Origin of the sequence: Streptomyces zaomyceticus, assembly GCF_014656215.1 — a bacterium.
GTDB lineage: Bacteria > Actinomycetota > Actinomycetes > Streptomycetales > Streptomycetaceae > Streptomyces > Streptomyces zaomyceticus.
The window spans coordinates 85696-111405 of the sequence record NZ_BNBZ01000011.1; the positions used below are offsets into that span (position 1 = coordinate 85696).

Consider the following 25710-nt stretch of genomic DNA (forward strand, 5'->3'; position numbering starts at 1 on the left):
CCGTTCCGGGAGTTATCCACAGGGGTTTCGGAATTCGGGAGATCACGAGACCGTCCTGACCCATGAACGCGAATCAGCACGAATCCAGCGGACTCTCCCGTACCCAGCAGATCACCCTGCGCGGCCCGGCGGAACTGGCGGACGCCCTGCCCTTCATGCTGGGCTTCCACCCCACCGACTCCGTGGTCCTGGTCGCCCTGCACGGCGAGCGCGGACGCTTCGGCGGCCGGGTCAGGCTCGGCATTCCGCGCTCACCACGTGAATGGGCGTCCACCGCCGACCATCTCGCCGAATGCCTCGTCGAGGGCGGCAGCAGGAGCGGCACCCGACCGGACGGCATCGTCGTCTTCCTCTGCCAGGACCCCGCGGCGGGGGAGACGGGTCGCAGGGTCATGGAACGCCTGCGCCCCTTCGCGCAGCGGCTTCGTACGGCCTGCGGCGCCCTCGACATCCCGGTCTACGAAGCCCTCTGCATCTCCGACGGTCTCTACTTCTCCTACTGCTGCCCCGACGCGCGGTGCTGCCCGCCCGACGGCACTCCGCTCGCCCTCAGCGGTACGTCGGTGATGGCGGCGGCCGCGGCGTACGCCGGAGTCCGGCTCCGGGGCTCCCTGCGGGACATGGAGGGCCGGTTCAAGCCCACCGGTGGCCCCGGGGAGGAGGAGCAGCGGGCGGCACTGGACACGACCGCCGCCTCGATCGTTCCCCGGATCCTCGAGGACGCCGAAGGCAAGGGACGGGAGGAGGTGCGCGAGACGACGCTGCGACTCGCCCGCGGGATCCTCCGCCGGTTCGTCGACGCCAAGGGCAAGGAGAGCCCGGAGGCCCCGACCGGCCAGGCCACCCCGACCGGTCCGCATCACGCGACCGGCGGTGGCACCGCTCCGACCACGCGGACGAACGCACCGACGAACGCGCGGAGGAACCCCGTCGGAACGGCCGAGGGCGACGCGGCCGACGACGCCCTGGTCGAGGCCGGCGAAGCCGCCGCGCTGATCCTCGGCCTCCAGGACCGGGTCACCCGGGACCGTGCCGCCGAATGGATGGAGGGCTGGGAGGCCACGGCGGCCCTGCGGCTCTGGCGCGTACTGGCCAGGCGCTGCGTCAAGCCCTACCAGGAGCACGCCGCCGCGCCCCTCGCCCTCGCGGGCTGGGTCGCCTGGTCCACCGGCGACGAGCCGACCGCCCGGGTCGCTCTCGGGCTCGCGCTCGACGCCGACCCCGAATACGTCTTCGCGCGGCTGCTGCACCAGGCGTGCAACGAAGGGCTCGACCCCGAGTCGCTCCGCTCCTGCCTGCGGGCCGAGCGGGACACCAGGACCACCCCCGAGCAGGCCGCCCTCTCCGCCACCCGACAGGTCCGGATGCGTACCGCCCGCCCGCAGGGCACCCGGCAGACCCTCCGGAAGCCCGGCCGTCGTACGGGTGGCGGGGAGCGCCGGTCGACGGCAGGAGTCCGGCCCGGCGGGCCCGCCGCGGGGAAGCCGGGAAGCGGAGCCCCGAAGAGCGGAGGGCAGCGCGGGACCAGGAGCGGACGGTGACGGCCGTGACCCCGCCGCCCGCCGACGCGTTCAGCTCTCTGGCGGCATCGTCCGAACCGTGCCGCCGACACCCCGCCGGCCGCCCGGTCCGCACAGAGAGCACCCCGTACCCGCCATGGCCCTCAGCCCTGTTCCGGCCCCCGGCCGCCCCACCGGACCTTCCGCCGGTCCCGTCCCCGGCCGCCCGTCCGGACCGGTCCGCGCCGCGCCCCCGCGCGCGGCGCGGCCCGGGGAGCTCCCCTCGGTGCACGGCGCGCTCCTCTGCGTCGCCCTTCCCGCCCTCGCCATCTGCGCCGAGCACGGCCAGCTCACCGGTGAGGGACCCGAGGGGGTGTACACGACGGGGCGACGGCTGCTGTCCCGTTGCGTTCTGCGGGTGGCGGGGCGAGAGCCCGTCGCCCTCCAGGGCCGCATGGCGAGCGCCGACCGGGCCGTGTTCCTCGGAGTCCTCCGGGTCCCCGGAGACATGGGCCCCGATCCCGGTCTCACCGTCGAGCGCACACGGAGTGCCGACGGAACCGAACGGATCACCCTGCGTAGTGCCGTCGCCCGCCCCCTCCGGATCCCCGTGGAAATCTCTCTGGGCACGGATCTCGCGGACCTGCGCGCGGTGGCGTCCGGCCGGTCCGGGCCGGAGCTCACCGCGAGCGTCCACGGCACCGGCCTGCGCTGGACGGACGGCGCCGGACGGTCCGTCGCCGTCACGGCGGACCCTCCGCCCATGGACGCCCTGGCGGCGGCCGGAGTACTGCGCTGGGAGGTCGACCTGGGGCCGGGCGCCGCGTTCACGGTGCGGCTGCAGGTACGTGACGGCTCGGCCGGCCGGCCGATCGGCTCCTCGGGTGCGGGCGCCGGACGGCCCGGTGGCCACATCCTCGCCGAAGCCCTCGCCGAGGGCGACGACCCACGCCCGGGAGAGCTGCTGCGGGCGTCTGTCGAGGATCTGCGGGCCCTGCTCCAGCGAGACCCGGAGCACCCCGCTGACGTCCACCTCGCCGCCGGCGTCCCCTGGCGCTGCGGACCGGCCACCGCCGAGGCGCTCTGGGCGGCCCGCATGGCCCTTCCCCTCGGCACCCGGCTCGCCGTCACCACCCTGCGCGCCCTCGGCCGCACCCAACTCTGCGGCGAAGGACCCGACTCCGGACGGATCCCGGGACCCCTCAGGGACTCGGGCCCGCACCTTCCACCACGCTGTACCGGTATCGAGGCCACCCTCGCCTTTCCTGTCGTGCTCGCCGAGGCCCACCGCTGGGGGCTCCCGGCGAAGGACCTGGAGGAACTCCTCCCCGTCGCGGAGCGCTGCCTCGGCTGGCTGCGCCGGGCGATCGGTGGGAGCGGCCTCGTGCCGGACCCGGGGCCCGCCGGACCCTGGCGGGCGGAGACACAGGCACACGCGCATCGAGCCGCCCTGCTCGGAGCGGACCTGCTGGACACCTGCGGGAGATCCGGGGGAGAGGCACTGCGCGAAGCGGCGCGGAGCCTGCGCGAGCGTTTCCGGCGGGAGTTCTGGCTCGACGACCCCGCGGGGGGACGGCCCGCCGTCGCCCGCGGACCGGACGGCCGGGTGTGGCCCCAGCTGGGCGGCTGGGCCGCACACCTCCTCGACACGGGGCTTTCGGGTGGCGGACGTCCCGCGCAAGGCCTGTTGGACAGGACCGAGACCGAACAGGTGGCGAGGCTGCTCGGCACCCCGGCCCTCGACTCGGGCTGGGGGCTGCGCAGTCTGGGTGCCAAGGAGCCGGGACACAACCCGTTCGGCCACCGCGCGGGCGCGGTGCGGGTGCACGAGACGGCGGTCGCCGTGGCCGGACTCGCCACCCTCGGCCACGAGAAGGAGGCCGCCTCCCTCCTGCGCGGTCTGCTCGACGCGTCGGAGGCCTTCAGGTACCGGCTGCCCGAGATGTACGCGGGGGAGCAGCGGACGGCGGGCGGGAGCCCGGTGCCGCACCCGGCCGCCTGCCGACCGGCGGCGGTCGCGGCGGCCGGAGCCGTGCACGCCCTGCTTGCCCTCGCCGGAATCCGGCCGGACGCACCGGGGCGCTCCGTGTCGACGCACCCGTTGCGGTCGGCGCCGCTCGGGGCGATCCGGTTCTCGGGGCTCGTGGTCGCCGGTGGGCCGTTCGCCGTGCGAGTCGGCAGGCTCGGTCTCGGTATGGTCGAGGAGGCCGCCGAAGGCCTTCAGCTGGGGGTGTGACGGGATGCCGGGTACAGACACGCGGGAAGACTCGCGGCAGGGCGAGGAAGTCGTCGCCGATGCTTCCGAGGGGCGTGTTTATCGTCAGGAAGACGACTATGATCGCGGCATGCCTCCCTACGACCCGTCGGCCTATCCGCCCTTCGCCGTCACCGTCGATCTGGTCGTGCTCACCGTGCGCCGCCATGCGCTCTGCACCCTGGTCGTACGGCGGGGAGAATCGCCGTACCAGGGGCGTTGGGCGCTGCCCGGCGGCTTCGTGCGGGCCGAGGAGGACCTCGGTGCCGCGGCCGCGCGCGAGCTGGTCGAGGAGACGGGTCTCTGCGCCCACGATCCGGCCGCCCCGCCGCCCGTACCGAGCAACGGCGCGCACCTGGAACAGCTGGCGACGTACGGGGCGCCCGACCGCGACCCGCGCATGCGAGTGGTCAGCGTGGCGCATCTGGCCCTGGCCCCCGACCTTCCCGCACCGAGGGCCGGCGGGGACGCGAACAGCGCACGCTGGGCCCCGGTCGAGGAGCTGCTCGGCGAGGACGCACTCGCCGGGAAGGCCGAGGCCGCCGCGGCGGCGGCCGGGGAGGCCGGGAGCGAGGAGAAGGAGGGGGGCCCGGAGGCGCTCGCCTTCGACCATGCCCGGATCCTCGCCGACGGCGTGGAGCGTGCCCGCTCCAAGATCGAGTACTCCTCCCTGGCCACCGCCTTCTGTCCGCCGGAGTTCACGGTCGGAGAGCTTCGGCGCGTCTACGAGGCGGTCTGGGGCGTGTCCCTGGACCCGCGCAACTTCCACCGGAAGGTGACCGGCACGCCCGGCTTCCTGGTCCCGGTCGGCGGCACCACGACCCGTCAGGGCGGGCGCCCCGCCCAGCTCTTCAGGGCAGGTGGGGCCACGCTCCTCAACCCGCCCATGCTGCGGCCCGAGGTCTGACGGACGGGCCCGTCCGGCGCCCCGGGGCGCCAACCCTGCGCTGAAAGTCCGAAATGTAGCGTTATCTTGCTGCGGTAGCGCCGCCCTGCCGCGGAGCGGTGTCACCTACCGCGAGAGAAGCGATGCTCCAGGCAATCGGACTGACCAGCACGCCCCGCCGCGATCGCCCGCCCGCCGTGGACGATCTGACCTTCGAGGCCCGGCCGGGTGCCGTGACCGCTCTCCTCGGCTCCCCGGGCGCCGGGAAGACCACCGCGCTCCGGCTCATGCTCGAACTCGAGCCGGGCCGTGGGATCACCTACTTCCGCGGCCGGCCGCTGCACCGCATCGCCCACCCTCCGCGCGAGGTCGGTGTGCTCCTCGGTGACATCCCCGGACATCCCTCCCGCACGCTCCGGGGCCAGCTGCGAATGCTCTGTGCGGCCACGGGGGTTCCGGCCGTACGTGCCGATGAGCTGACGCGGGCCGTGGGCCTGGCCGGCCTGGAGCGCCGACGGATCGGGACTCTTCCGATCGGGGCGGATCGCCGACTCGGCCTCGCCTCGGCCCTGTTGGGTGACCCCCACACCCTGCTGCTCGACGAGCCGTGCGCCGGGCTCTCCGTGGCCGAGAGCGCGTGGCTGTACGAGCTCCTGCGGGCGCACGCGGACGAGGGCGGGACCGTGCTGTACACCACGGAGGATCCCAAGGACGCGGCCCGCAACGCCGACCGGGTCGTCACGCTCGACCGCGGGCGGCTCGTCGCCGACCAGGACGTCGCCGAGTTCGCCCGTACCCGACTGCGGCCCCGGGTCGCCGTCCGCACTCCGCAGGCCGCGCGACTGGCCGCGGTGGTGACCCAGGAGGCGAGGGCGGCCCGCCGTTCCGTCGAGGTCGTCGCCGAGGACGGCAACCGTCTGTCCGTCTACGGGAGCGACTGCGCGGCCGTCGGCGACACGGCGTTCCGCCACGGTGTGCCGATCCATCGACTCACCGCCGAGACCGGCGACACCGGACCCGTTGCGCGCGCTCCGGGAAGCGAGGCGCCCCGCCGGTCCGACTCCGAACGGCATGCCACCGCGCCCCGTGAGGCACCGACCGGGGAGCCGGGTGGTGCACGGAGGCCTGCCCGCTCGCCCCTGCGCCCGCTGCGGTACGAGATCCATCGACTCATGGGCGTGCCGTCCACCCCGCTCGTCGTGGCGGCCGTCCTCCTCGGCTCCCTGGCACTCGCCGTGCTCCTCGGGCGTACCGGTCACGCCGCCCTCCCCGCAGTGCTGGCCGGCTGGCCCGCGATCTCCCCACTGCCGCCCGCCGCCCTGGGGGCCGGACTGCTCGGCGCCTTCTCCTTCGGCGAGGAGTACCGCTATCCGGCGCTCACGTCGGGCCGGGGCGCCGTGCCCCGACGGCCGGGTCTGCTGCTCGCGAAGCTCGCCGTGGCGGCGGCCGTCGCCCTCGCGCTGGGGGCGGCCGTGGTGGTGGCCGACCTGGAGGTTCTGCGGTTCGTCTACGGCGACGAGTTGATCGTCGTACCGGAGAACTGGCCCACTCTGTGCGCGAGTTGGCTCGGGCTGCTCGTCGGCTGCGCCTGGGCCGGGGTGCTCGGGGCCGGGGTGTTCAGGGCCGCGGCGGCCGGGGTGGCTGCGGTCCTGGCGGTGCCGGTCGCCTTCGTCCCCTTGCTGCAGAAGGTGCTGACCGGGCCGTCGGTGCGGTCGGCCGCCGGACTCCCGGCGCGGTTGCGCGAGTTCGCCGGTCCGCAGTGGGCCCCGGCGGCGGACCGCTGGCTGACGGGGGCGCTGCGAGTGCTCGGTCAGCCCGCAGGGGTGGCTCTCTCGCTGACGTTGACCGGCTTGCTCTGCGCCTATGTGTTCACCGGCCTTCGACGCAAGGCCCGTTGGTGATCACTTCCGGATCGAAAGCCTCCGGTTAGCAGCCAACTCCCTTAAAACCTGACCGATATGTCCGATTAATCGTCAATTGTGTAGGGGGTGCCGATCACCCTTTCGTGTGCTTTTCACCAAAGACCTCAAGGGTCACGGAGGCAACGCCGACAAAGGATGCGTGAGTACCCTTGCGCACACAATGATGACCGCCGCCCGCTCCGTAGACTCCGGTCTCGGCACCCCGGGCGATCTCGACCGCTACCCCTACGCGGAGGCGCCCGCCGCCGGCCGCGTGGGCCCGCCCTCCTGGGAGGGGGTGGACACCGACCTGGGCCGCGTCGGCCGCCGCGGCACCGGCAACCGGGGGCGCGGGCTGCACGGCCAGCTGGTCCAGCAGCTCGGCCAGATGATCGTCTCGGGCGACCTGGGGGCCGACCGCCCGCTCGTCCCCGAGGAGATCGGCCAGCGGTTCGAGGTCTCACGCACCGTCGTACGCGAGTCGCTGCGCGTGCTGGAGGCCAAGGGGCTCGTCAGCGCCCGCCCCAACGTCGGCACCCGCGTCAGGCCCGTCAGTGACTGGAACCTCCTCGACCCCGACATCATCGAGTGGCGCGCCTTCGGCCCGCAGCGCGACGACCAGCGCCGGGAGCTGAACGAGCTGCGCTGGACCATCGAGCCCCTGGCCGCCCGCCTCGCCGCCGGACACGGCCGCGAGGACGTCCAGCAGCGGCTGGCCGACATGGTCGAGATCATGGGCCACGCGTTCGCCCAGGGGGACGGCATCACCTTCTCCCGCGCCGACACCGAGTTCCACTCGCTCCTCATCCAGCTCGCCGGGAACCGCATGCTGGAGCACCTCTCCGGCATCGTCTCTGCCGCGCTCCAGGTGTCCGGCGGTCCCGTCACGGGCTGCGACCGTCCGAGCGAGGCCTGCCTCTCGCACCACGCCCGGATCGTGGACGCGCTCGCCGCGGGCGACGCCCACGGCGCCGAGACGGCCATGCGGGCGCTGCTCACGGTCCACCCCGAGGTGGAGCGGGTCGTCCCCGCCCCCCGCGAACACTGACGCGCGGGCCGTGGCCGGGAACGCGGAGGTGCGGGCATCACGTGCCGCCGGGTCCGAGCGTCACCCGGGGATCCTGGAAGGGGTTCCCCGGGTGACGCCAGGATTTCGGCGGCGCGAATGTACCCTTATTTACTCCTCTGCGTTTTTTGTCGCACATGAGGTGTGACTCGGGCCACGAAGATTGGGCGTAACACTCCTCCGAGCCGTGCGATGACCTAAGAGGTGACAGCCGAGGAAGGAATACAGCAGCCGTTGGAGGCGCTGTGCAGTTCCCCGGTCCAGCCCGCGCCGTCGGCACATTCCCCGTCGACGGTCGTCGGCTCCAGCCCGATCCAGGGCGGGGCCGGAAGCCGTTTCCATCGTTCCGAGAGGTTGTTCGTGTCGGCCAGCACATCCCGTACGCTCCCGCCGGAGATCGCCGAGTCCGAGTCTGTGATGGCGCTCATCGAGCGGGGAAAGGCTGATGGGCAGATCGCCGGCGATGACGTGCGTCGGGCCTTCGAGGCTGACCAGATTCCGCCAACCCAGTGGAAGAATGTTCTGCGCAGCCTCAATCAGATCCTCGAGGAAGAGGGTGTGACGCTGATGGTCAGTGCAGCGGAGTCGCCGAAGCGCGCCCGCAAGAGCGTCGCCGCGAAGAGCCCGGCCAAGCGCACCGCCACCAAGACCGTCACCGCCAGGACCACCGTGACGAAGACGACCGTCACGTCGGCCGCGGCCTCCGCGGCCGAGGGCGCGGACCCGGCCGACGAGGCCGGATCCGCCGCCAAGAAGGCGGCCGCGAAGAAGACCGTCGCGAAGAAGACGGTGGCCAAGAAGACCGTCGCCAAGAAGACGGCGGCCAAGAAGACCACGTCCAAGAAGGACGCCGACGACCTCGCCGAGGGCGAAGAGATCCTCGAGGACGTCGCGCCCGGTAAGGGCGAGGAGGAGGAGACCGAGGGCGAGAGCAAGGGCTTCGTCCTGTCCGACGACGACGAGGACGACGCTCCGGCGCAGCAGGTCGCCGTCGCCGGTGCCACCGCCGACCCGGTCAAGGACTACCTGAAGCAGATCGGTAAGGTCCCGCTGCTCAACGCCGAGCAGGAGGTCGAGCTCGCCAAGCGCATCGAGGCCGGCCTGTTCGCCGAGGACAAGCTCGCGAACTCGGACAAGCTCGCGCCGAAGCTCAAGCGCGAGCTGGAGATCATCGCCGAGGACGGCCGCCGCGCCAAGAACCACCTCCTGGAGGCCAACCTCCGCCTGGTGGTCTCGCTGGCCAAGCGTTACACCGGCCGCGGCATGCTCTTCCTGGACCTGATCCAGGAGGGCAACCTGGGTCTGATCCGCGCGGTCGAGAAGTTCGACTACACCAAGGGCTACAAGTTCTCCACGTACGCCACCTGGTGGATCCGTCAGGCGATCACCCGCGCCATGGCCGACCAGGCCCGCACCATCCGTATCCCGGTGCACATGGTCGAGGTCATCAACAAGCTCGCGCGTGTGCAGCGTCAGATGCTCCAGGACCTGGGCCGTGAGCCCACCCCGGAGGAGCTGGCCAAGGAGCTCGACATGACCCCTGAGAAGGTCATCGAGGTCCAGAAGTACGGCCGTGAGCCGATCTCCCTCCACACCCCGCTGGGTGAGGACGGCGACAGTGAGTTCGGCGACCTGATCGAGGACTCCGAGGCGGTCGTTCCGGCCGACGCGGTGAGCTTCACGCTCCTCCAGGAGCAGCTGCACTCGGTGCTCGACACGCTCTCCGAGCGTGAGGCCGGTGTCGTCTCGATGCGCTTCGGTCTCACCGACGGCCAGCCGAAGACGCTGGACGAGATCGGCAAGGTCTACGGCGTGACCCGTGAGCGGATCCGTCAGATCGAGTCCAAGACGATGTCGAAGCTGCGCCACCCGTCGCGCTCGCAGGTGCTGCGCGACTACCTCGACTGATCCGTACGAGCCTCGGACACGAGGTACGGAGCGGTACGCGGAAGGGCCCGGTTCCCCGAAAGGGAGCCGGGCCCTCCGGCTGTGCGCGGGTGCACGGCGCGGTCGCGTGCTGGACTCTGGGTGAACCGACATCACCGGAGAGTCAGGAGGCTCCATGCGTGGTTCTCTCACCCGTGCATTGACGGGTGCTCTGGGCCTGATCGCCGCAGCGGCGGGGCAGGTCGCCACCGCCGCACCCGTGGCCGCCGACAGCGTCGTGGTGGGCGGCCGTCAGGCCCAGATCGCGGATGCGCCGTGGGTCGTGGCGCTGTCCAGCCGTGACCGGTTCGGTGGTACGCGCGCGGGTCAGTTCTGCGGGGGCGTGATCGTGGCGCCGACCAAGGTGCTCACGGCGGCCCACTGCCTGGGCAGGGAGGTCCTCGGCGGCGAGCCGTGGGAGGTGCGCGATTTCGTGGTCATCGCGGGCCGGGCGGCGCTGCGCGGGCAGGGTGGGCAGGAGGTGCGAATCTCCGACACCTGGGTCAATCCCGACTACGACCCGACGACCAATTCGGGCGATCTCGCGGTACTGACGCTCGTGAACCCGCTGCCGCAGTCGTACGTGATCGGCGTCGCGCCCGCCGGAGACGCGGCGTACACGCCCGGAACGGAGGCCGACGTCTACGGCTGGGGCGACACGACCGGCAACGGTACGTACGCCTCCACGCTGCGGACGGCGCGGGTGCAGGTGCTGCCGGACAGCTCGTGCGAGCGGGCGTATCCGGGCGGCTTCGGCGTCGCCTACCGGGCCGACACGATGCTGTGCGGCGGCGACCCGGGGGGTGGCAAGGACGCGTGCCAGGGGGACAGCGGAGGCCCGCTCGTGGCGAAGGGGCTTCTCGTCGGCCTGGTGTCCTGGGGCAGCGGCTGCGGGCAGGCGCAGAACCCAGGGGTGTACACACGGGTCTCGGCGGTACTGCCGGCGACCTTCTGACCGGAATCGAGTGCGGCGCCCGGTCGACGGCGCCGACGGTGCGGGCCGGGCCCTTGGTCGGGGCCCGGCCCGCCGTGGGTACGAGAACGGGCGGCCGCCCCCTGTGAATGCGGGGATGGCCGCCCACCCGTCCGGTCAGTGGCCGGATCTGAGCTCGTCGTGGATGCGAGGCGTCAGTGGTCGTCGCCCATCGTGCGGGCCGGCACGTCCGTCAGGCGGTCCGTCTCATCCTGTATCTCAACGGCGATCTTCTTGAGTTCCGGCTCGAACTTACGTCCGTGGTGGGCGCAGAAGAGCAAGTCACCTCCGCTGGTCAGGACGACGCGCAGGTACGCCTGGGCGCCGCAGCGGTCGCAGCGGTCAGCGGCCGTCAGGGGGCTCGCGGGGGTCAGAACAGTAGTCACGTCGCCTCTTCTCTAGCTCGACGAGCTGTCGTACCAGGGTCAACATCCAACCAGGCCGAAAACGTTCCCGCTCGTGCCTTTTCCTTGAAACTTCTTCCCAAGGTGGCTGTCTGCTGCCGGTTGGCGGCGAATGAGCCGTATTGCGTCGCTCTACGGATTTCGCGTTGCTTGTGTCGGTTAGCCCTCCCGGCGTGGTTGCCGGTTGTTGATGAGGACGTGCCCGGAGCCTAAATGGTTCATGCCTGGAAGGGAACGTGATGTTCGCGTCACCCCATCGAGGGATCGAACATCCATGCGACGCTGGACTAGCATGAGGAAACGGGGAGGGTGGCGTTACAACGGCTCTACCAGGCATCGGTACCCTCTGACGCGTGACCGACGCCGGGCCTTACCCCATCGGGCCAGATTTCAAATTCAGCGAGGAGCGAACCGCGTGACCGCCGAAACGTCCGTGCCGTCCAGTGCGCTGCTGACCGCAGACCGTGACGGTTCCAACTACACCGCGCGGCACCTGCTCGTACTCGAAGGGCTCGAAGCGGTCCGCAAGCGCCCCGGTATGTACATCGGGTCCACCGACAGCCGCGGCCTGATGCACTGCATCTGGGAGATCATCGACAACTCCGTCGACGAGGCTCTCGGTGGCTACTGCGACCACATCGAGGTCATCCTTCACGACGACGGCTCCGTCGAGGTGCGGGACAACGGCCGAGGCATTCCGGTCGACGTCGAGCCGAAGACCGGACTCTCCGGGGTCGAGGTCGTCATGACCAAGCTGCACGCCGGCGGAAAGTTCGGCGGCGGATCGTACGCCGCGTCCGGCGGTCTGCACGGCGTCGGCGCCTCCGTGGTCAACGCCCTGTCGGCCCGACTCGACGTCGAGGTCGACCGGAACAGTGCCACGCACTCGATCAGCTTCCGGCGGGGCGTCCCCGGCATCTTCACGGAGCAGGGTCCGGACAGCCCCTTCGATCCGGGCAACGGCCTCCGCAAGGGCAAGCGGGTTCCCAAGATCCGCACCGGTACGCGCGTCCGCTACTGGGCCGACCGGCAGATCTTCCTCAAGGACGCCAAGCTCTCCCTGGAGACGCTGCACCAGCGTGCCCGGCAGACGGCCTTCCTCGTGCCCGGTCTCACCATCGTCGTCCGCGACGAGCGGGACCTGGCGGGGATCGGCAAGAGCGAGGAGACGTTCCGCTTCGACGGCGGCATCAGCGAGTTCTGCGAGTACCTCGCGCAGGACAAGGCCGTCTGCGACATCCAGCGCCTGACCGGCCAGGGCACCTTCAAGGAGACCGTCCCGGTCCTCGACGAACGCGGCCACATGACCCCGACCGAGGTCACCCGCGAGCTCGCCGTCGACGTCGCCCTGCGCTGGGGCACCGGATACGACGCGACGGTCAAGTCCTTCGTCAACATCATCGCCACCCCCAAGGGCGGCACCCATGTGTCCGGCTTCGAGCAGGCCATCACCAAGACGGTGAACGAGGTGCTGCGCTCGGCGAAGATGCTGCGCGTCGCCGAGGACGACATCGTCAAGGACGACGCCCTCGAAGGGCTCACCGCCGTCGTGACGGTCCGCCTCGCCGAGCCGCAGTTCGAGGGACAGACCAAGGAGGTCCTCGGAACGTCCGCCGCCCGCCGCATCGTGGCGAACGTGGTCGCCAAGGAGCTCAAGGCCTTCCTCACCTCGACCAAGCGGGACGCCAAGGCACAGGCGCGCGCCGTCCTGGAGAAGGCCGTCGCCGCGGCCCGCACCCGGATCGCGGCCCGCCAGCACAAGGACGCGCAGCGCAGGAAGACCGCGCTCGAGTCCTCCTCGCTGCCGGCCAAGCTGGCCGACTGCCGCAGCGACGACGTGGAGCGCAGCGAGCTCTTCATCGTCGAGGGAGACTCGGCCCTCGGTACGGCCAAGCTCGCCCGCAACAGCGAGTTCCAGGCCCTGCTGCCGATCCGAGGAAAGATCCTCAACGTTCAGAAGTCGTCCGTGACGGACATGCTGAAGAACGCCGAGTGCGGCGCGATCATCCAGGTCATAGGAGCGGGCTCGGGCCGTACCTTCGACATCGACGCAGCCCGCTACGGGAAGATCGTCCTGCTGGTCGACGCCGACGTCGACGGCGCCCACATCCGGTGTCTGCTGCTGACCCTCTTCCAGCGCTACATGCGGCCCATGGTCGAGGCGGGGCGGGTCTTCGCCGCCGTGCCTCCGCTGCACCGGATCGAGCTCGTCCAGCCCAAGAAGGGGCAGGACAAGTACGTCTACACGTACTCGGACAACGAGCTGCGCCAGACCCTGCTGGAGTTCCAGCGCAAGGGGGTCCGCTACAAGGACGCCATCCAGCGCTACAAGGGTCTGGGCGAGATGGACGCCGACCAGCTGGCGGAGACCACGATGGACCCGCGCCACCGCACCCTGCGCCGGATCAACATCGGCGACCTGGACGCGGCCGAGCAGGTCTTCGACCTCCTGATGGGCAACGACGTGGCGCCCCGCAAGGAGTTCATCACGGGCTCCGCGGCGACCCTCGACCGTTCGCGCATCGACGCCTGAGGCGTTCCACCCGTGGGTGGAGCCGGAAGCTCCACCCACGGGCCGATCACACGGTCGCCGACTCTCCGTAGCATTCTCGTGACGGAGGGGGACAGGCGTGGACGAGAAGCGCGACCGGGCGTTCAGGAGGAGCGGCGTGACCCAGGAGAGCTCCTGGAGCGCCTGGCCCTCGAGGGAGGCGCTCACCCGCATGGGGGTGCCCCGGGGCAGGGTCGTCCTCGACTACGTCATGGTCACGGCCCTGAGCGGCTGGGTCCTGGCCGGCTGCTACACCTCAGGGGCGTTCGAGGGCTGGTACACGCCCTTGCCTCCGCTCGGGTTCGGGCTCTGTCTGGCGGCGGCGCTGGGTTTTCATCACGCGACCGTCGACCACCGGCCCGCGCTGTCGATGGGGCTCCTCGGGGTGATCGCGCTCTGTGGCCTCGGGGCCTACGCGGCCGGAGCGCCGACGTCCGCCACCGTCCTCTGGATAGTCGTCTCGATCATGGCCATGGAGAGGCTGCCGCTTCCCATGAGCCTGGGCACCGTGGCGGTTCTCGTGCCCGGATTCATGGAGGCCGACGAGACCGGGATGCTGGGGGCCGGACTCACCACCGGGGCCGTCCTGCTCGCCGGCTACTCGCTCCGGCTGGACGCCCAGGCGCGGGGAGCCGGGTTCCAGCTGGCCGCGCAGGAGCGGCTCGCGCGGGAGGCCGAGGCGGCGTCGGCCGCGCTCGCGGAGCGGGCCAGGATCGCCCGCGAGATACATGACGTGCTCGCTCACAGCCTCTCCGCCCAGATGGTGCACCTGGAGGTCGCACGGCTCCAGGTCGAGGCCGGAGCGGATCGGGCGGAGATCCTCAAGCTGGTGACCTCGGCGCGCTCCATGGCCAGGGAGGGCCTCGCCGAGACCCGGCACGCGCTGGCGGCGCTGCGCGGTGACACGGTTCCCGTCGAGGACTATCTGCGGGAGCTGGCACGGGTGGACCGTGCCGAGGTCGATGTCGCCGGCGATCGTCGGAACCTGCCGGCCGAGGCCTCCCAGGCGGTGCGGCGGGTCGCACAGGAGGCGCTGACGAACGTACGCAAGCACGCCCCGGGTGCCCGGACCCGGATCCGCTTCGTCTACGAGGTGGACGGGGTCTGTCTGGAGATACGCGACTCCGGACCACCGCCGAAGCCCGACGGCGGGTTCGAAGGGAGCGGGCTCGGTTCCTCCGGTGGGGGGTACGGGCTGCTCGGCATGAGAGAGCGGGCCGAACTGCTCGGCGGCAGCCTGGACGCGGGGCCCGAGGGTCCGGGGTTCGCGGTGCGGCTGCGGGTGCCGGCATGAGCGCGGGGGAGAAGGTGGACGGCCGGGAGAGCCTGTCCACGGGTGAGGACGCCCGTGGCTCCGAGGGGAATCGTGTGGTGCGGGTGGTGGTCGCCGACGACCAGGCGGTGGTCCGGGAAGGGATCGTGATGCTGCTCGGTCTGCTGCCCGGGGTCGAGGTCGTCGGGGCGGCCCGGGACGGGGAGGAGGCGGTCGCGCTGGCCGCGGAGCTCGCGCCGGACGTGGTCCTGATGGATCTGCGGATGCCTCGTTGCGACGGTGTCGAAGCCACGCGTCGGATCCGTGAGGGGCACCCGGGGACGGAGATCGTCGTGCTCACCACGTACGCCGACGACGACTCGCTGTTTCCGGCACTGCAGGCGGGAGCGCGGGGGTACCTCACCAAGGATGCCTCCGGGGAGGAAATCGTACGGGCGCTGCGGGATGTGACCGACGGGCGGGCGGGGCTTTCGCCCTCCGTGCAGCGGCGGCTCCTCGAACAGTTGCTGGAGCGGAACGAGCGGGCTGGGTGGAGCGGGCGCTCAGAGCCTCCCGGGCGCCCGGGAGATGTCGAGGGAGCGGCTGGGGCGATGGTCGGGGGGCCGAGGGGTGGAGTGGAGAGTCCCGCCGGTTCGGGCCACCCCGGCGGCCACGGCGGCCACGGCGACCCCGGCCATCCTGGCGGCCTCGGCGGCCCGGCGGACGACGGGCTCACCGAGCGGGAGACGGAGGTGCTCGTGCTCGTCGCGGACGGGCTCTCCAACCAGGAGATCGCCGGGCGACTTCGGATCTCCACGGCCACGGTGAAGACCCATATCAACAATCTCTTCGCCAAGACGGGAGTGCGTGACCGGGCGCAGGCCGTGCGATACGCATATCAGCACGGTCTGGTCAGGGCGCCTGGGAGGAGAGTCACCTGATGGGGTGAATCAAGGGAGGAGAAGAGTCCGGGATCTTCCCGCTCTGTCCATCCTTGGGCACGCGGCCGAAACGGTTCGCTGTCAAGGAGAGTTGGCCGGTGGACCAGGTGGACAAGCAGGAGGGGCTCGGCGCTTCGGCGAAGCCGGTCGACGACCCGTGGTACGAGGCGACGGCTTCCGGCTGGGGCGAGGGGGCGGAGACCGGAGCACCCGGCGACGCCCACCCGGACGCGGTGCCGCGACAGCGCGTCCACGGCGCGGCGGAGATCTATCTGGAAGTGCAGCGGAGTCCCGCCTTCCAGGAAGTGCGCGGCCGCTACCGCCGGTTCGTCTTCCCGGCCGCCCTCGCCTTCCTCCTCTGGTACCTCGCCTATGTCGTCGCGGCGACCGCCGCACCCGGGCTCATGGCCCGGCCGGTCGCCGGGGTGGTGAACGTGGCGATGGTCGCGGGGCTGGGGCAGTTCCTCACCACCTTCCTACTGACCTGGGCCTATGCGCGGCACGCGCGGCTGCGCAGGGATCGGGCCGCGCTCGAACTGCGCTGGGACACGCAGGAGATGACCCGAGGGGTGGTGCAGCCGTGAGTGGAGACCACCAGACCCTGGCGCTCGTGCTGTTCAGCGTCTTCATCGCCGTCACCCTGGGGATCACCACCTGGGTGAGCCGCAACCGGCACGGTTCGGCGGAGGAGTTCTATGCCGGGGGGCGGCTGTTCTCGCCCCTGGAGAACGGTTTCGCCATCGCCGGCGACTACATGTCGGCGGCCTCGTTCCTGGGCATCTCCGGTCTGATCGCCCTCTACGGCTACGACGGCATGCTGTACTCCGTCGGATTCCTCGTCGCCTGGCTGGTCGTGCTGCTGCTCGTGGCGGAACTGGTCCGCAACTGCGGACGGTTCACGCTGGCCGATGTCGTCGCGGCGCGGATGGCCGAGCGCCCGGTGCGGATCGCCGCCGGTACGTCCTCCGTGGCGGTCTCCGTGCTGTATCTCGTGGCCCAGATGGTGGGCGCCGGAAGTCTGGTGGCCCTGCTGCTCGGTGGTACCGGCGAGGCGGCCCGCTCGTGGACGGTGGTCGGCGTCGGTGCGCTGATGGTGATCTATGTGTCGCTCGGCGGTATGCGGGCCACCACCTGGATCCAGATCGTCAAGGCGGTCCTGCTCATGGCGGGCACGATCACACTCACGGTTCTGGTTCTGCTCCGCTTCCACGGCGATGTGAACAGCCTGCTCTCCTCCGCCGCGGAACGCAGCGGCCGCGGAAAGGACTTCCTCGCCCCCGGGCTCCGCTACGGCGGGGACTGGACGGCCCGCCTCGACTTCATCAGCCTCGGCATCGCCCTGGTCCTGGGCACGGCGGGACTGCCTCACATCCTGTCGCGCTTCTACACCGTGCCGACCGCCCGTGCCGCCCGCCGCTCCGTCGTCTGGGCCATCGGGCTCATCGGCAGCTTCTACCTGATGACCATCGTGCTCGGCTTCGGCGCGGCCGCCCTGATCGGGCCCGGCGAAGTCCGCGCCTCCAACGCGTCGGGGAACACCGCCGTACCGCTGCTCGCCCTCGACCTCGGCGGGGGAGCGGGTTCCACCGGAGGCACCGTGCTCTTCGCCGTCGTCGCCGCCGTCGCGTTCGCGACCATCCTGGCCGTCGTCGCGGGGATCACCCTCGCCTCATCGGCCTCCGTCGCCCACGACCTGTACGCCTCGCTGCGACATCGGCACGCCAAGCAGTACAGCGAGGTGACCGTGGCCCGGATCGCGGCGGCGGTGATCGGCGCGGCGGCCATCGGGCTCGGGCTGCTCGCACGCGACCTCAATGTGGCCTTCCTCGTCGGCCTGGCGTTCGCGGTCGCGGCCTCGGCCAATCTGCCGGTGCTGCTCTATTCGCTGTTCTGGCGGAAGTTCACCACTCGGGGCGCGGTCTGGGCGGTCTACGGGGGTCTGATCCCGGCGGTGCTGCTCGTGCTGGTCTCGCCGGTCGTCTCCGGCAGCCCCGAGGCACTGTTCCCCGGTGTCGACTTCCACCTCTTCCCGCTGCAGAACCCGGGAGTGGTCTCCATTCCGCTCGGCTTCTTCGCGGGCTGGATCGGTACGGTCACCTCGACCGAGCCGCCCGACGAGGCGCGGCACGCCGAGACCGAGGTCCGGGCGCTGACCGGAGCGGGCGCCGCCTGACGGCTGCGCCGCCCGCCCGCCGTCCGACGGTGCCGCCATGCCATCCGACGGTGCTGCCGAGCCGCCCGAGGATGCCGAAGAGCCGCCCAATGGCGCCGACGCCGGGACGTGCCTCAGCCGGTGTGCGGGGAGGGCGCCCAGGTGTAGCGGTGCTCGGGGCGGCCCGTCTCGCCGTATCGGAGCGAGAGCCGGACCCGGTCGGTGCGTTCGAGGAGTTTGAGGTAGCGCTGGGCCGTCTGGCGGCTGACACCGGCCCGCTCGGCGATCTCCTGTGCGGACAGCGGCCCGTCGGCGGCGAGCAGCACCTGCCGGACCAGCTCGGCGGTCGTGGGGGAGTGCCCCTTGGGCAGGTCGGGGGCGACGGCGCCGGCCGCCAGGACTCCGAAGATCCGGTCGACCTCGGCCTGTTCCGCCTCGCCCCCGTTCGCCAGGGTTTCCCGGAGCGTCGCGTAGGCCTCCAGCTTGGCGCGAAGACCGGCGAAATTGAACGGCTTGACCAGGTACTGGAGCGCGCCGTGCCGCATCGCCGCCTGCACCGTGGCCACGTCCCGGGCGGCCGTCACCATCATGACGTCGCACTGGTGACCGCGGGCCCGGACCTCCCGTACGGCAGCGAGCCCGTTCTCGTCCGGGAGGTAGTGGTCGAGGAGGATCAGATCCACCGGCTGTCGGTCCAGCACGGCGAGGGCCTCGGCGGTCGAGTGGGCGGTGGCCGCGACGCGGAAGCCGGGCACCTTGGCGACGTAGGCGGCGTTGATCCGCGCGACCAGCACGTCGTCGTCCACGACGAGGACGTCGATCATCGAGCCTCCTCGACGGTCTCCGGGAACGTGCCCGGCCTCGGAGCACCGAGGGGGGCGCCGGTATGCGCGCCGGTGGGAGCGTCGGTCTCCGGGTCCGGCTCGGCCAGGGCGTCCGGGAGGACCGCGGTGAACTCGGCACCCCCGTCCGGCCCTCCTGCCACGCGCGCGGTGCCGCCCCGGCGCTCGGCGAGCCTGCGGACAAGGGCGAGACCGAGCCCGCGCTTTCCGTGGGACGGCAGGGCCTTCGTCGACCAGCCCTCGGCGAAGATCAGTTCGCGGTGCTCCTCGGGAACCCCCGGGCCGCTGTCCGTGACCCGCAGCACCGCCGTGCGGCCCTCGGCGCGCAAGGAGACGTCGATCCGGGCGCCGGGAGTGCCGGCGGCGGCGTCCAGGGCGTTGTCGACCAGGTTGCCGACGACGGTGACCAGCTCACGCGGGTCGACGAGCCGGTCCGGCAGCAGTGAGTCCGGGGTGATCCGCAGCGAGACGCCCCGCTCGGCGGCGACGGTGGCCTTGCCGACCAGGAGCGCCGCGAGCAGCGGATCGTGGACCTTCTCCGTGACCTGCTCGGCGGTGGCCCGGTGCACGCCGACGACCTCGGTGACGAACTCGACCGCCTCCTCGTGCATCTCCAGCTCCAGGAGCCCCAGGAGGGTGTGCATCCGGTTGGCGTGCTCGTGGTCCTGGGCGCGCAGGGCGTCGATCAGGCCCCGGGTGGAGTCCAGCTCGCGCCCGAGCCGTTCCAGCTCGGTGCGATCGCGGAGGGTCGCCACGGCGCCGCCGTCGTCGGTCGGCATCCGGTTGGCGATCAGCACCCGGTGCCCTCGGACGGTGACCAGGTCGTCGCCGGTCACCCGGCCCGCGAGCACATCGGCGGTACGGCCCTCGCCGAGGACCTCGTCGAGCGGCCGGCCCGCCGCTTCGGGGCCGACGCCCAGGAGGCGCTGTGCCTCGTCGTTCATGAGCCGGACGGACCCGTTGCGGTCCAGGGCCACGACACCCTCACGGATGCCGTGCAGCATCGCCTCGCGTTCGGCGAGCAGCGCGGAGATGTCGGAGAAGGCCAGGTCGTGGGTCTGCCGCTGCAGACGCCGGGAGATCAGATACGCGGCCAGGGCCCCGGCGGCGAGCGCCCCGCCCGCGTAGGCGAGGAGGCCGGGGATCGCGGCGAGGAGCCGGTCGCGGACGCTGTCGTACTCGATGCCGACCGACACCGCGCCGACGATCCGCCCGTCCGCGTCCCGCAGGGGCATCTTGCCCCGCGCCGAACGGCCCAGGGTCCCGCTGTCGATCTCCATCACCTCGCGCCCGGCGAGGACGTCGGTCGGATCGGTGGAGACGCGTCTGCCGATCTGCGCGGGATCGGGGTGCGACCAGCGCACCCCGCGGGTGTCCATGACCACGATGTACTCGGCGCCCGTCGACGTCCGGATCCGCTCGGCCTCCGTCTGCACGGGACCCCGCGCGGAGAAGGGCGTGGCGGTGAGGTCCGCGGCCAGCCGTGGCGAGGCGGTGGTCCCGGCGATGGCCAGCGCCCGCCGCATGGCCTGGTCGTCGAGCTGGGCGCTGAGCGGGGCCAGGAAGAGCCCGGTGGCGAGCCCCGTCACACCGGTCGCGATGGCCAGCTGCATCAGCAGGACCTGCGAGAACACCCGCTGGGGCCACCCGAACCGCCGACGGCGCGCGGGGCGGCGCGAAGGGCTGGTCTGTGCGGGGTTCATGCCGGCAAAGGTAAGCGGCCTCGCCCCGGGACCGGAAATGTCGACGGAACGGGCGCGGGCGCGGGTGCCTATTCTGGGGGTTTCCCACGGCCGTGGGACCCGAAGGAACCGGAGGCACGTCCCTTGACCACGCAGCAGATCCCCGTCGTCGTCCTGGCCGGGTTTCTCGGAGCCGGGAAGACCACGCTCCTCAACAACCTGCTGCGCGGCGCCCGGGGCACCCGTATCGGCGTCATGGTCAACGACTTCGGTGACATCGGCATCGACGCGATGAGCGTCGCCGGGCAGGTCGGCTCCACCGTCTCCCTCGGCAACGGCTGCCTGTGCTGCGCCGTCGACGCGAGCGAGCTCGACGAGTACCTGGAGGTCCTCACCCGCCCGGATTCCCGGCTCGACGTGATCGTGATCGAGGCGAGCGGTCTCGCCGAGCCGCAGGAACTGGTCCGCATGGTGCTCGCCAGCGAGAACCCGCGGATCGTGTACGGAGGGCTCGTGCAGGTCGTCGACGCGGCCGAGTTCTCCGCCACCCGGCAGCGGCACCCCGAGACCGACCGGCACCTCCCGATCGCGGACCTCGTGGTCGTGAACAAGGCGGACAGGGTCTCCGAGGCCGAGCTGCTCGCCGTCCACGAGACCGTGGGAGCGCTGGCCGGGAAGGCCGTCGTGGTCGACGCCACGTACGGGCGGATCGACCCGGAGCTGCTCTTCGACCGGGTGGTCCCCGAGGGCGAGATCGAGGGGCAGATGTCCATCGAGGACATCCTGTACGGGGAGGACGGCGAGGACGACCCGCGGGCCCACGTCCACACCTCGTACGAGACCGTCTCCCTGACGGCCGCGAGGCCGCTCCATCCGCGGCGGCTGATGGCCTTCCTCGACTCGCGGCCCGAGGGCCTCTACCGGATCAAGGGCTTCGTCGACTTCGGCGTCGCGGACCCGGACAACCGGTACACGGTGCACGCCGTCGGCCGTTTCCTGCGGTTCTACCCGGAGCGGTGGCCCGAGGGGGAGGAGCGGCTCACCCAGCTCGTCCTGATCGGCTCCGGCGTCGACGCGGCCGCCCTGCGCAAGGAGCTCGCGGCCTGCGAGCAGAGCGGGCCGCAGGACACCCCGGACGATCACAGCATGTGGGGCGTCCTGCGCTACGTACCGCAGACGGAGGAGGAGCCGGAGCAGGCGGACGTATCGGCCTGACCGTCGGAGCAGGTGGACGTCCCCGTCCCACCACACCTGCGGGAAGACGTGGTGGATGTCGATCGACTCGTCGAAGTACTCGGTGACCACTGCCTTCACACCGATGCGTCAGGACAGGAGGAGACCCCGTGCGACGGGCGAGCCGCCTGTCGCACGGGGTCTCTTGCTGCCCGTCAGACCGCCGGGCTCGCCACCACGTCCACCGGGTGGGGGAGCGGGGTGCCCGAGCCGTCCCGGCGCGGGTCCACCTCCGGGAGTTCCACGGGAGTGCCGGTCTTCTGGGCGGCGCGGGCCGGTGTGGTGCCCGCCCAGGCCAGGATCAGGACGTCCTCGCCCTTCAGGAAGCGCTGGCAGCGGACACCGCCGGTCGCGCGGCCCTTGCGCGGGTACTGGTCGAAGGGCGTCAGCTTCGCCGACGTGCCCGCCGAGGAGTCCAGGGTGCCCGTGGAGCCCGCGACGGTGAAGACGACGGCGTCCGCCGCCGGGTCGACCGCCGTGAACGAGATCACGTCGGCGCCCGCAGTGAGCTTGACGCCCGCCATGCCGCCGGCCGGGCGGCCCTGGGGCCGCACCTGCGAGGCCGGGTAGCGGAGCAGCTGGGCGTCGGAGGTGATGAAGACCAGGTCCTCCTCGCCCGTCCGCAGCTCGGTCGCGCCGACGATCCGGTCACCGTCCTTGAGGGTGATGACCTCCAGCTCGTCCTTGTTCGCCGGATAGTCCGGGACGACGCGCTTGACCACACCCTGGAGCGTGCCGAGGGCGAGCCCCTGCGAGGCCTCGTCGAGCGTCGTGAGGCAGACCACGGTCTCGTCCGCCTCCAGCGTGAGGAACTCGGACAGGGGTGCGCCGCCCGCCAGGTTCGGTGCGCTCGCGGTGTCCGGGAGCTGCGGCAGGTCGATCACCGCGATCCGCAGCAGCCGCCCGGAGGAGGTCACCGCGCCGATGTCGCCGCGCTGGGTGGCGGCCACCGCCGACAGGATCACGTCGTGCTTGGCGCGGGTCGCGTCCGGGTCGACCGGGGGCAGCTCCGCCGTCGCCGTACGGGCCAGCAGGCCGGTGGAGGAGAGCAGCACGCGGCACGGGTCGTCCGCGACCTCCAGGGAGACGGCCGCGACGGGCGCGCCCGCCGATTCGAGCAGCACCGTCCGCCGGTCCGTGGCGAACTTCTTGGCGACCGCCGCCAGTTCCGCCGAGACCAGCTTGCGCAGCTCCGCGTCGGAGTCCAGGATCCCGGTCAGCTCGTCGATCTCGCCGTTGAGCCGGTCGCTCTCGGTCTCCAGCTCGATCCGGTCGAACTTGGTGAGGCGGCGCAGCGGGGTGTCCAGGATGTACTGCGTCTGGATCTCGCTCAGCGAGAAGCGCTCGATCAGCCGCTCCTTCGCCTGCGCCGAGTTCTCGCTCTCGCGGATCAGCCGGATGACCTCGTCGATGTCGAGCAGGGCGACGAGCAGGCCCTCCACGAGGTGGAGCCGGTCCCGCTTCTTGGTGCGGCGGAACTCGGAGCGCCGGCGGACGACCTCGAAGCGGTGGTCGAGGTAGACCTCCAGGAGCTCCTTGAGGCCGAGCGTGAGCGGCTGGCCGTCGACCAGTGCCACGTTGTTGATGCCGAAGGACTCCTCCATCGGCGTCAGCTTGTAGAGCTGCTCCAGGACGGCCTCGGGCACGAAGCCGTTCTTGATCTCGATGACCAGGCGCAGGCCGTGGTTGCGGTCGGTGAGGTCCTTGACGTCCGCGATGCCCTGGAGCTTCTTGGAACCGACCAGGTCCTTGATCTTGGAGATGACCTTCTCGGGGCCCACCGTGAACGGCAGCTCCGTGACGACGATGCCCTTGCGGCGGGCCGTCACCGTCTCCACGCTCGTCGTGGCGCGGATCTTGAAGGAGCCGCGGCCCGACTCGTAGGCGTCCTTGATGCCGGAGAGGCCGACGATCCGGCCGCCCGTCGGCAGGTCGGGGCCGGGCACGAAGCGCATCAGCGTCTCGAGGTCGGCGCCCGGGTGGCGGATCAGATGGCGGGCGGCCGCGATGACCTCGCCGAGGTTGTGCGGGGGCATGTTGGTCGCCATGCCGACCGCGATGCCCGAGGCGCCGTTGACCAGCAGGTTCGGGTAGGCGGCGGGCAATGCCACCGGCTCCCGCTCCTGGCCGTCGTAGTTCGGCGAGAAGTCGACCGTGTCCTCGTCGATGGACTCGGTCATGAGCAGCGCGGCCGGGGCCATCCGCGACTCGGTGTACCGCATGGCGGCGGGCGGGTCGTCGTTGCCCAGCGAACCGAAGTTCCCGTGGCCGTCGACGAGGGGCAGGCGCATGGAGAAGGGCTGGGCCATGCGGACCATCGCGTCGTAGATCGACGCGTCGCCGTGCGGGTGGAGCTTGCCCATGACCTCGCCGACGACGCGGGCGCACTTGACGAAGCCCCGGTCGGGCCGGAGCCCCATCTCGCCCATCTGGTAGACGATGCGCCGCTGGACCGGCTTCATGCCGTCGCGGGCGTCCGGGAGGGCACGCGAGTAGATCACCGAGTACGCGTACTCGAGGAAGGAGCCCTGCATCTCGTCGACAACGTCGATGTCGAGGATTCGCTCCTCGAACGCGTCGTCCGGCGGCGGTGTCTTCGTGCTGCGGCGGGCCATCGCGGCTGCGGCTCCTTCACCAACAAGGTTGATCTGACGCGGACCATTGTGGACCGTGCCACCGACAACGCCGACCGCGACCCGGAAGAGGGACATCTCGAACGGGCGGGAACTTCGCCAGGTGTCGGCGCGCTTGCATACAGTGGCAGGACTTTTTCACATCGCGATCGAAGGGACGTACATGCCCATGGGTCACACGGCCACGGCCGAGGCCGGCTCCGGCGGCCTGACAGCGACCGAGCACCGGTTGGCGAACGGCCTGCGTGTGGTGCTCTCGGAGGACCACCTGACCCCGGTCGCCGCGGTCTGCCTCTGGTACGACGTCGGCTCGCGTCACGAGGTACCGGGCCGCACGGGCCTCGCCCACCTCTTCGAGCACCTGATGTTCCAGGGCTCGAAGCAGGTCCACGGGAACGGGCACTTCGAGCTGGTGCAGGGCGCCGGCGGCTCGCTCAACGGCACGACGAGCTTCGAGCGCACCAACTACTTCGAGACCATGCCCACCCACCAGCTGGAGCTCGCGCTCTGGCTGGAGGCCGACCGCATGGGCTCGCTGCTCGCCGCCCTGGACGACGAGTCCATGGAGAACCAGCGGGACGTCGTCAAGAACGAGCGCCGCCAGCGCTACGACAACGTGCCGTACGGCACGGCCTTCGAGAAGCTGACCGCCCTCGCCTACCCGGAGGGCCACCCGTACCACCACACGCCGATCGGCTCCATGGCCGACCTGGACGCGGCCACCCTGGAGGACGCGCGGAACTTCTTCCGCACGTACTACGCCCCGAACAACGCGGTGCTGTCCGTCGTCGGCGACATCGACCCGGAGCAGACCCTCGCCTGGGTCGAGAAGTACTTCGGCTCCATCCCCGGCCACGACGGCAAGCCCGCACCGCGCCCCGGCGACCTGCCCGCGGTCATCGGCGAGCAGCTGCGCGAGGTCGTCGAGGAGGACGTCCCGGCCCGCGCGCTGATGGCCGCCTACCGGCTGCCGCACGACGGCACGCGCGAGTGCGACGCCGCCGACCTGGCCCTGACCGTCCTCGGCGGCGGTGAGTCCTCGCGACTGCACAACCGTCTGGTCCGCCGCGACCGTACGGCCGTCGCCGCCGGGTTCGGCCTGCTGCGGCTCGCCGGCGCGCCCTCGCTGGGCTGGCTCGACGTCAAGACCTCCGGAGGCGTCGAGGTCCCGCAGATCGAGGCGGCCGTCGACGAGGAGCTCGCACGCTTCGCCGCCGAGGGCCCCACGCCCGAGGAGATGGAGCGCGCGCAGGCCCAGTTGGAGCGCGAGTGGCTCGACCGGCTCGGCACGGTCGCGGGCCGCGCCGACGAACTGTGCCGGTTCGCGGTGCTGTTCGGTGACCCGCAGCTCGCGCTGACGGCCGTCGACCGCGTCCTCGCGATCACCGCCGACGAGGTGCGGGAGGCCGCCGCGGCCGCGCTGCGTCCCGACAACCGCGCGGTGCTGGTCTACGAGCCCCTGGCGAGCGAACAGGGCGACAGCGACGAGGAAGAGGGAGCGGACCAGTGACCGAC

Annotated in this window: 18 protein-coding genes; 14 read left to right on the forward strand and 4 right to left on the reverse strand. The window is 71.6% G+C overall.

Annotation, left to right across the window (positions count from 1 at the left end):
- Positions 1-62 precede the first annotated feature (62 nt).
- The 7 genes from IE311_RS16735 to IE311_RS16765 all read left to right on the forward strand — a co-directional run bounded on the left by IE311_RS16735 (position 63) and on the right by IE311_RS16765 (position 10487).
- The gene (locus IE311_RS16735) at positions 63-1541 is read left to right on the forward strand and encodes a DUF4192 domain-containing protein (protein WP_189832480.1); all 1479 of its coding nucleotides are present in this window, start codon (positions 63-65) and stop codon (positions 1539-1541) included.
- A gap of 115 nt (positions 1542-1656) precedes the next feature.
- A complete protein-coding gene (locus IE311_RS16740) occupies positions 1657-3735 on the forward strand; it encodes an amylo-alpha-1,6-glucosidase (protein ID WP_189832481.1) in 2079 nt (692 codons plus the stop codon).
- A 109-nt stretch (positions 3736-3844) separates the two neighbouring features.
- Positions 3845-4660 (forward strand): NUDIX hydrolase, encoded by an 816-nt coding sequence (locus tag IE311_RS16745; protein WP_189832482.1) that lies wholly within the window; start codon positions 3845-3847, stop codon positions 4658-4660.
- Positions 4661-4782: 122 nt separating this feature from the next.
- Complete coding sequence (locus IE311_RS16750) at positions 4783-6540, forward strand: ABC transporter ATP-binding protein (RefSeq protein ID WP_189832483.1); 1758 nt, start codon at positions 4783-4785, stop codon at positions 6538-6540.
- Between the two features lie 160 nt (positions 6541-6700).
- Positions 6701-7588, forward strand: coding sequence for a FadR/GntR family transcriptional regulator (locus IE311_RS16755; protein WP_189832484.1), 888 nt, complete (start codon positions 6701-6703; stop codon positions 7586-7588).
- A gap of 378 nt (positions 7589-7966) precedes the next feature.
- Positions 7967-9514, forward strand: a complete 1548-nt coding sequence (locus tag IE311_RS16760) for an RNA polymerase sigma factor (RefSeq protein ID WP_189832485.1) — start codon at positions 7967-7969, stop codon at positions 9512-9514.
- A gap of 154 nt (positions 9515-9668) precedes the next feature.
- Entirely contained in the window at positions 9669-10487 is an 819-nt protein-coding gene (locus IE311_RS16765) for a serine protease (protein WP_189832486.1), read from the forward strand.
- 173 nt (positions 10488-10660) lie between these two features.
- On the opposite strand, the gene IE311_RS16770 is transcribed toward IE311_RS16765, so the two are convergent.
- Positions 10661-10891, reverse strand: a complete 231-nt coding sequence (locus IE311_RS16770; protein WP_189832487.1) for a DUF7455 domain-containing protein — start codon at positions 10889-10891, stop codon at positions 10661-10663.
- Positions 10892-11324: 433 nt separating this feature from the next.
- On the opposite strand from IE311_RS16770, the gene IE311_RS16775 reads away from it, so the two are divergent.
- The 5 genes from IE311_RS16775 to IE311_RS16795 all read left to right on the forward strand — a co-directional run bounded on the left by IE311_RS16775 (position 11325) and on the right by IE311_RS16795 (position 17826).
- Entirely contained in the window at positions 11325-13442 is a 2118-nt protein-coding gene (locus IE311_RS16775; RefSeq protein ID WP_189832488.1) for a DNA gyrase/topoisomerase IV subunit B, read from the forward strand.
- A gap of 190 nt (positions 13443-13632) precedes the next feature.
- Positions 13633-14754: a sensor histidine kinase gene (locus IE311_RS16780; RefSeq protein ID WP_373313883.1), complete on the forward strand. Its 1122-nt coding sequence runs from the start codon at positions 13633-13635 to the stop codon at positions 14752-14754.
- Entirely contained in the window at positions 14751-15653 is a 903-nt protein-coding gene (locus IE311_RS16785) for a response regulator transcription factor (protein ID WP_229901961.1), read from the forward strand. Before IE311_RS16780 ends, IE311_RS16785 begins: the two co-directional genes overlap by 4 nt.
- 98 nt (positions 15654-15751) lie before the next feature.
- Positions 15752-16237 (forward strand): DUF485 domain-containing protein, encoded by a 486-nt coding sequence (locus IE311_RS16790; protein WP_189832490.1) that lies wholly within the window; start codon positions 15752-15754, stop codon positions 16235-16237.
- A complete protein-coding gene (locus IE311_RS16795) occupies positions 16234-17826 on the forward strand; it encodes a solute symporter family protein (RefSeq protein ID WP_189832491.1) in 1593 nt (530 codons plus the stop codon). The genes IE311_RS16790 and IE311_RS16795 overlap by 4 nt, the downstream gene beginning before the upstream one ends.
- Before the next feature lie 113 nt (positions 17827-17939).
- Here IE311_RS16795 and IE311_RS16800 read toward each other — a convergent pair whose 3' ends face one another.
- Both IE311_RS16800 and IE311_RS16805 read right to left on the reverse strand, forming a co-directional pair.
- A complete protein-coding gene (locus IE311_RS16800) occupies positions 17940-18629 on the reverse strand; it encodes a DUF7342 family protein (protein ID WP_189832492.1) in 690 nt (229 codons plus the stop codon).
- The gene (locus tag IE311_RS16805) at positions 18626-20350 is read right to left on the reverse strand and encodes a sensor histidine kinase (RefSeq protein WP_189832493.1); all 1725 of its coding nucleotides are present in this window, start codon (positions 20348-20350) and stop codon (positions 18626-18628) included. Before IE311_RS16805 ends, IE311_RS16800 begins: the two co-directional genes overlap by 4 nt.
- Positions 20351-20473: 123 nt before the next feature.
- On the opposite strand from IE311_RS16805, the gene IE311_RS16810 reads away from it, so the two are divergent.
- Positions 20474-21544: a CobW family GTP-binding protein gene (locus IE311_RS16810; protein WP_189832494.1), complete on the forward strand. Its 1071-nt coding sequence runs from the start codon at positions 20474-20476 to the stop codon at positions 21542-21544.
- 173 nt (positions 21545-21717) lie between these two features.
- Here IE311_RS16810 and IE311_RS16815 read toward each other — a convergent pair whose 3' ends face one another.
- Positions 21718-24177: a DNA gyrase/topoisomerase IV subunit A gene (locus tag IE311_RS16815; RefSeq protein WP_189832495.1), complete on the reverse strand. Its 2460-nt coding sequence runs from the start codon at positions 24175-24177 to the stop codon at positions 21718-21720.
- Between the two features lie 181 nt (positions 24178-24358).
- Between IE311_RS16815 and IE311_RS16820 the strand changes: the two genes are divergently transcribed.
- Complete coding sequence (locus IE311_RS16820; protein ID WP_189832496.1) at positions 24359-25705, forward strand: M16 family metallopeptidase; 1347 nt, start codon at positions 24359-24361, stop codon at positions 25703-25705.
- Positions 25706-25710: the final 5 nt, after the last annotated feature.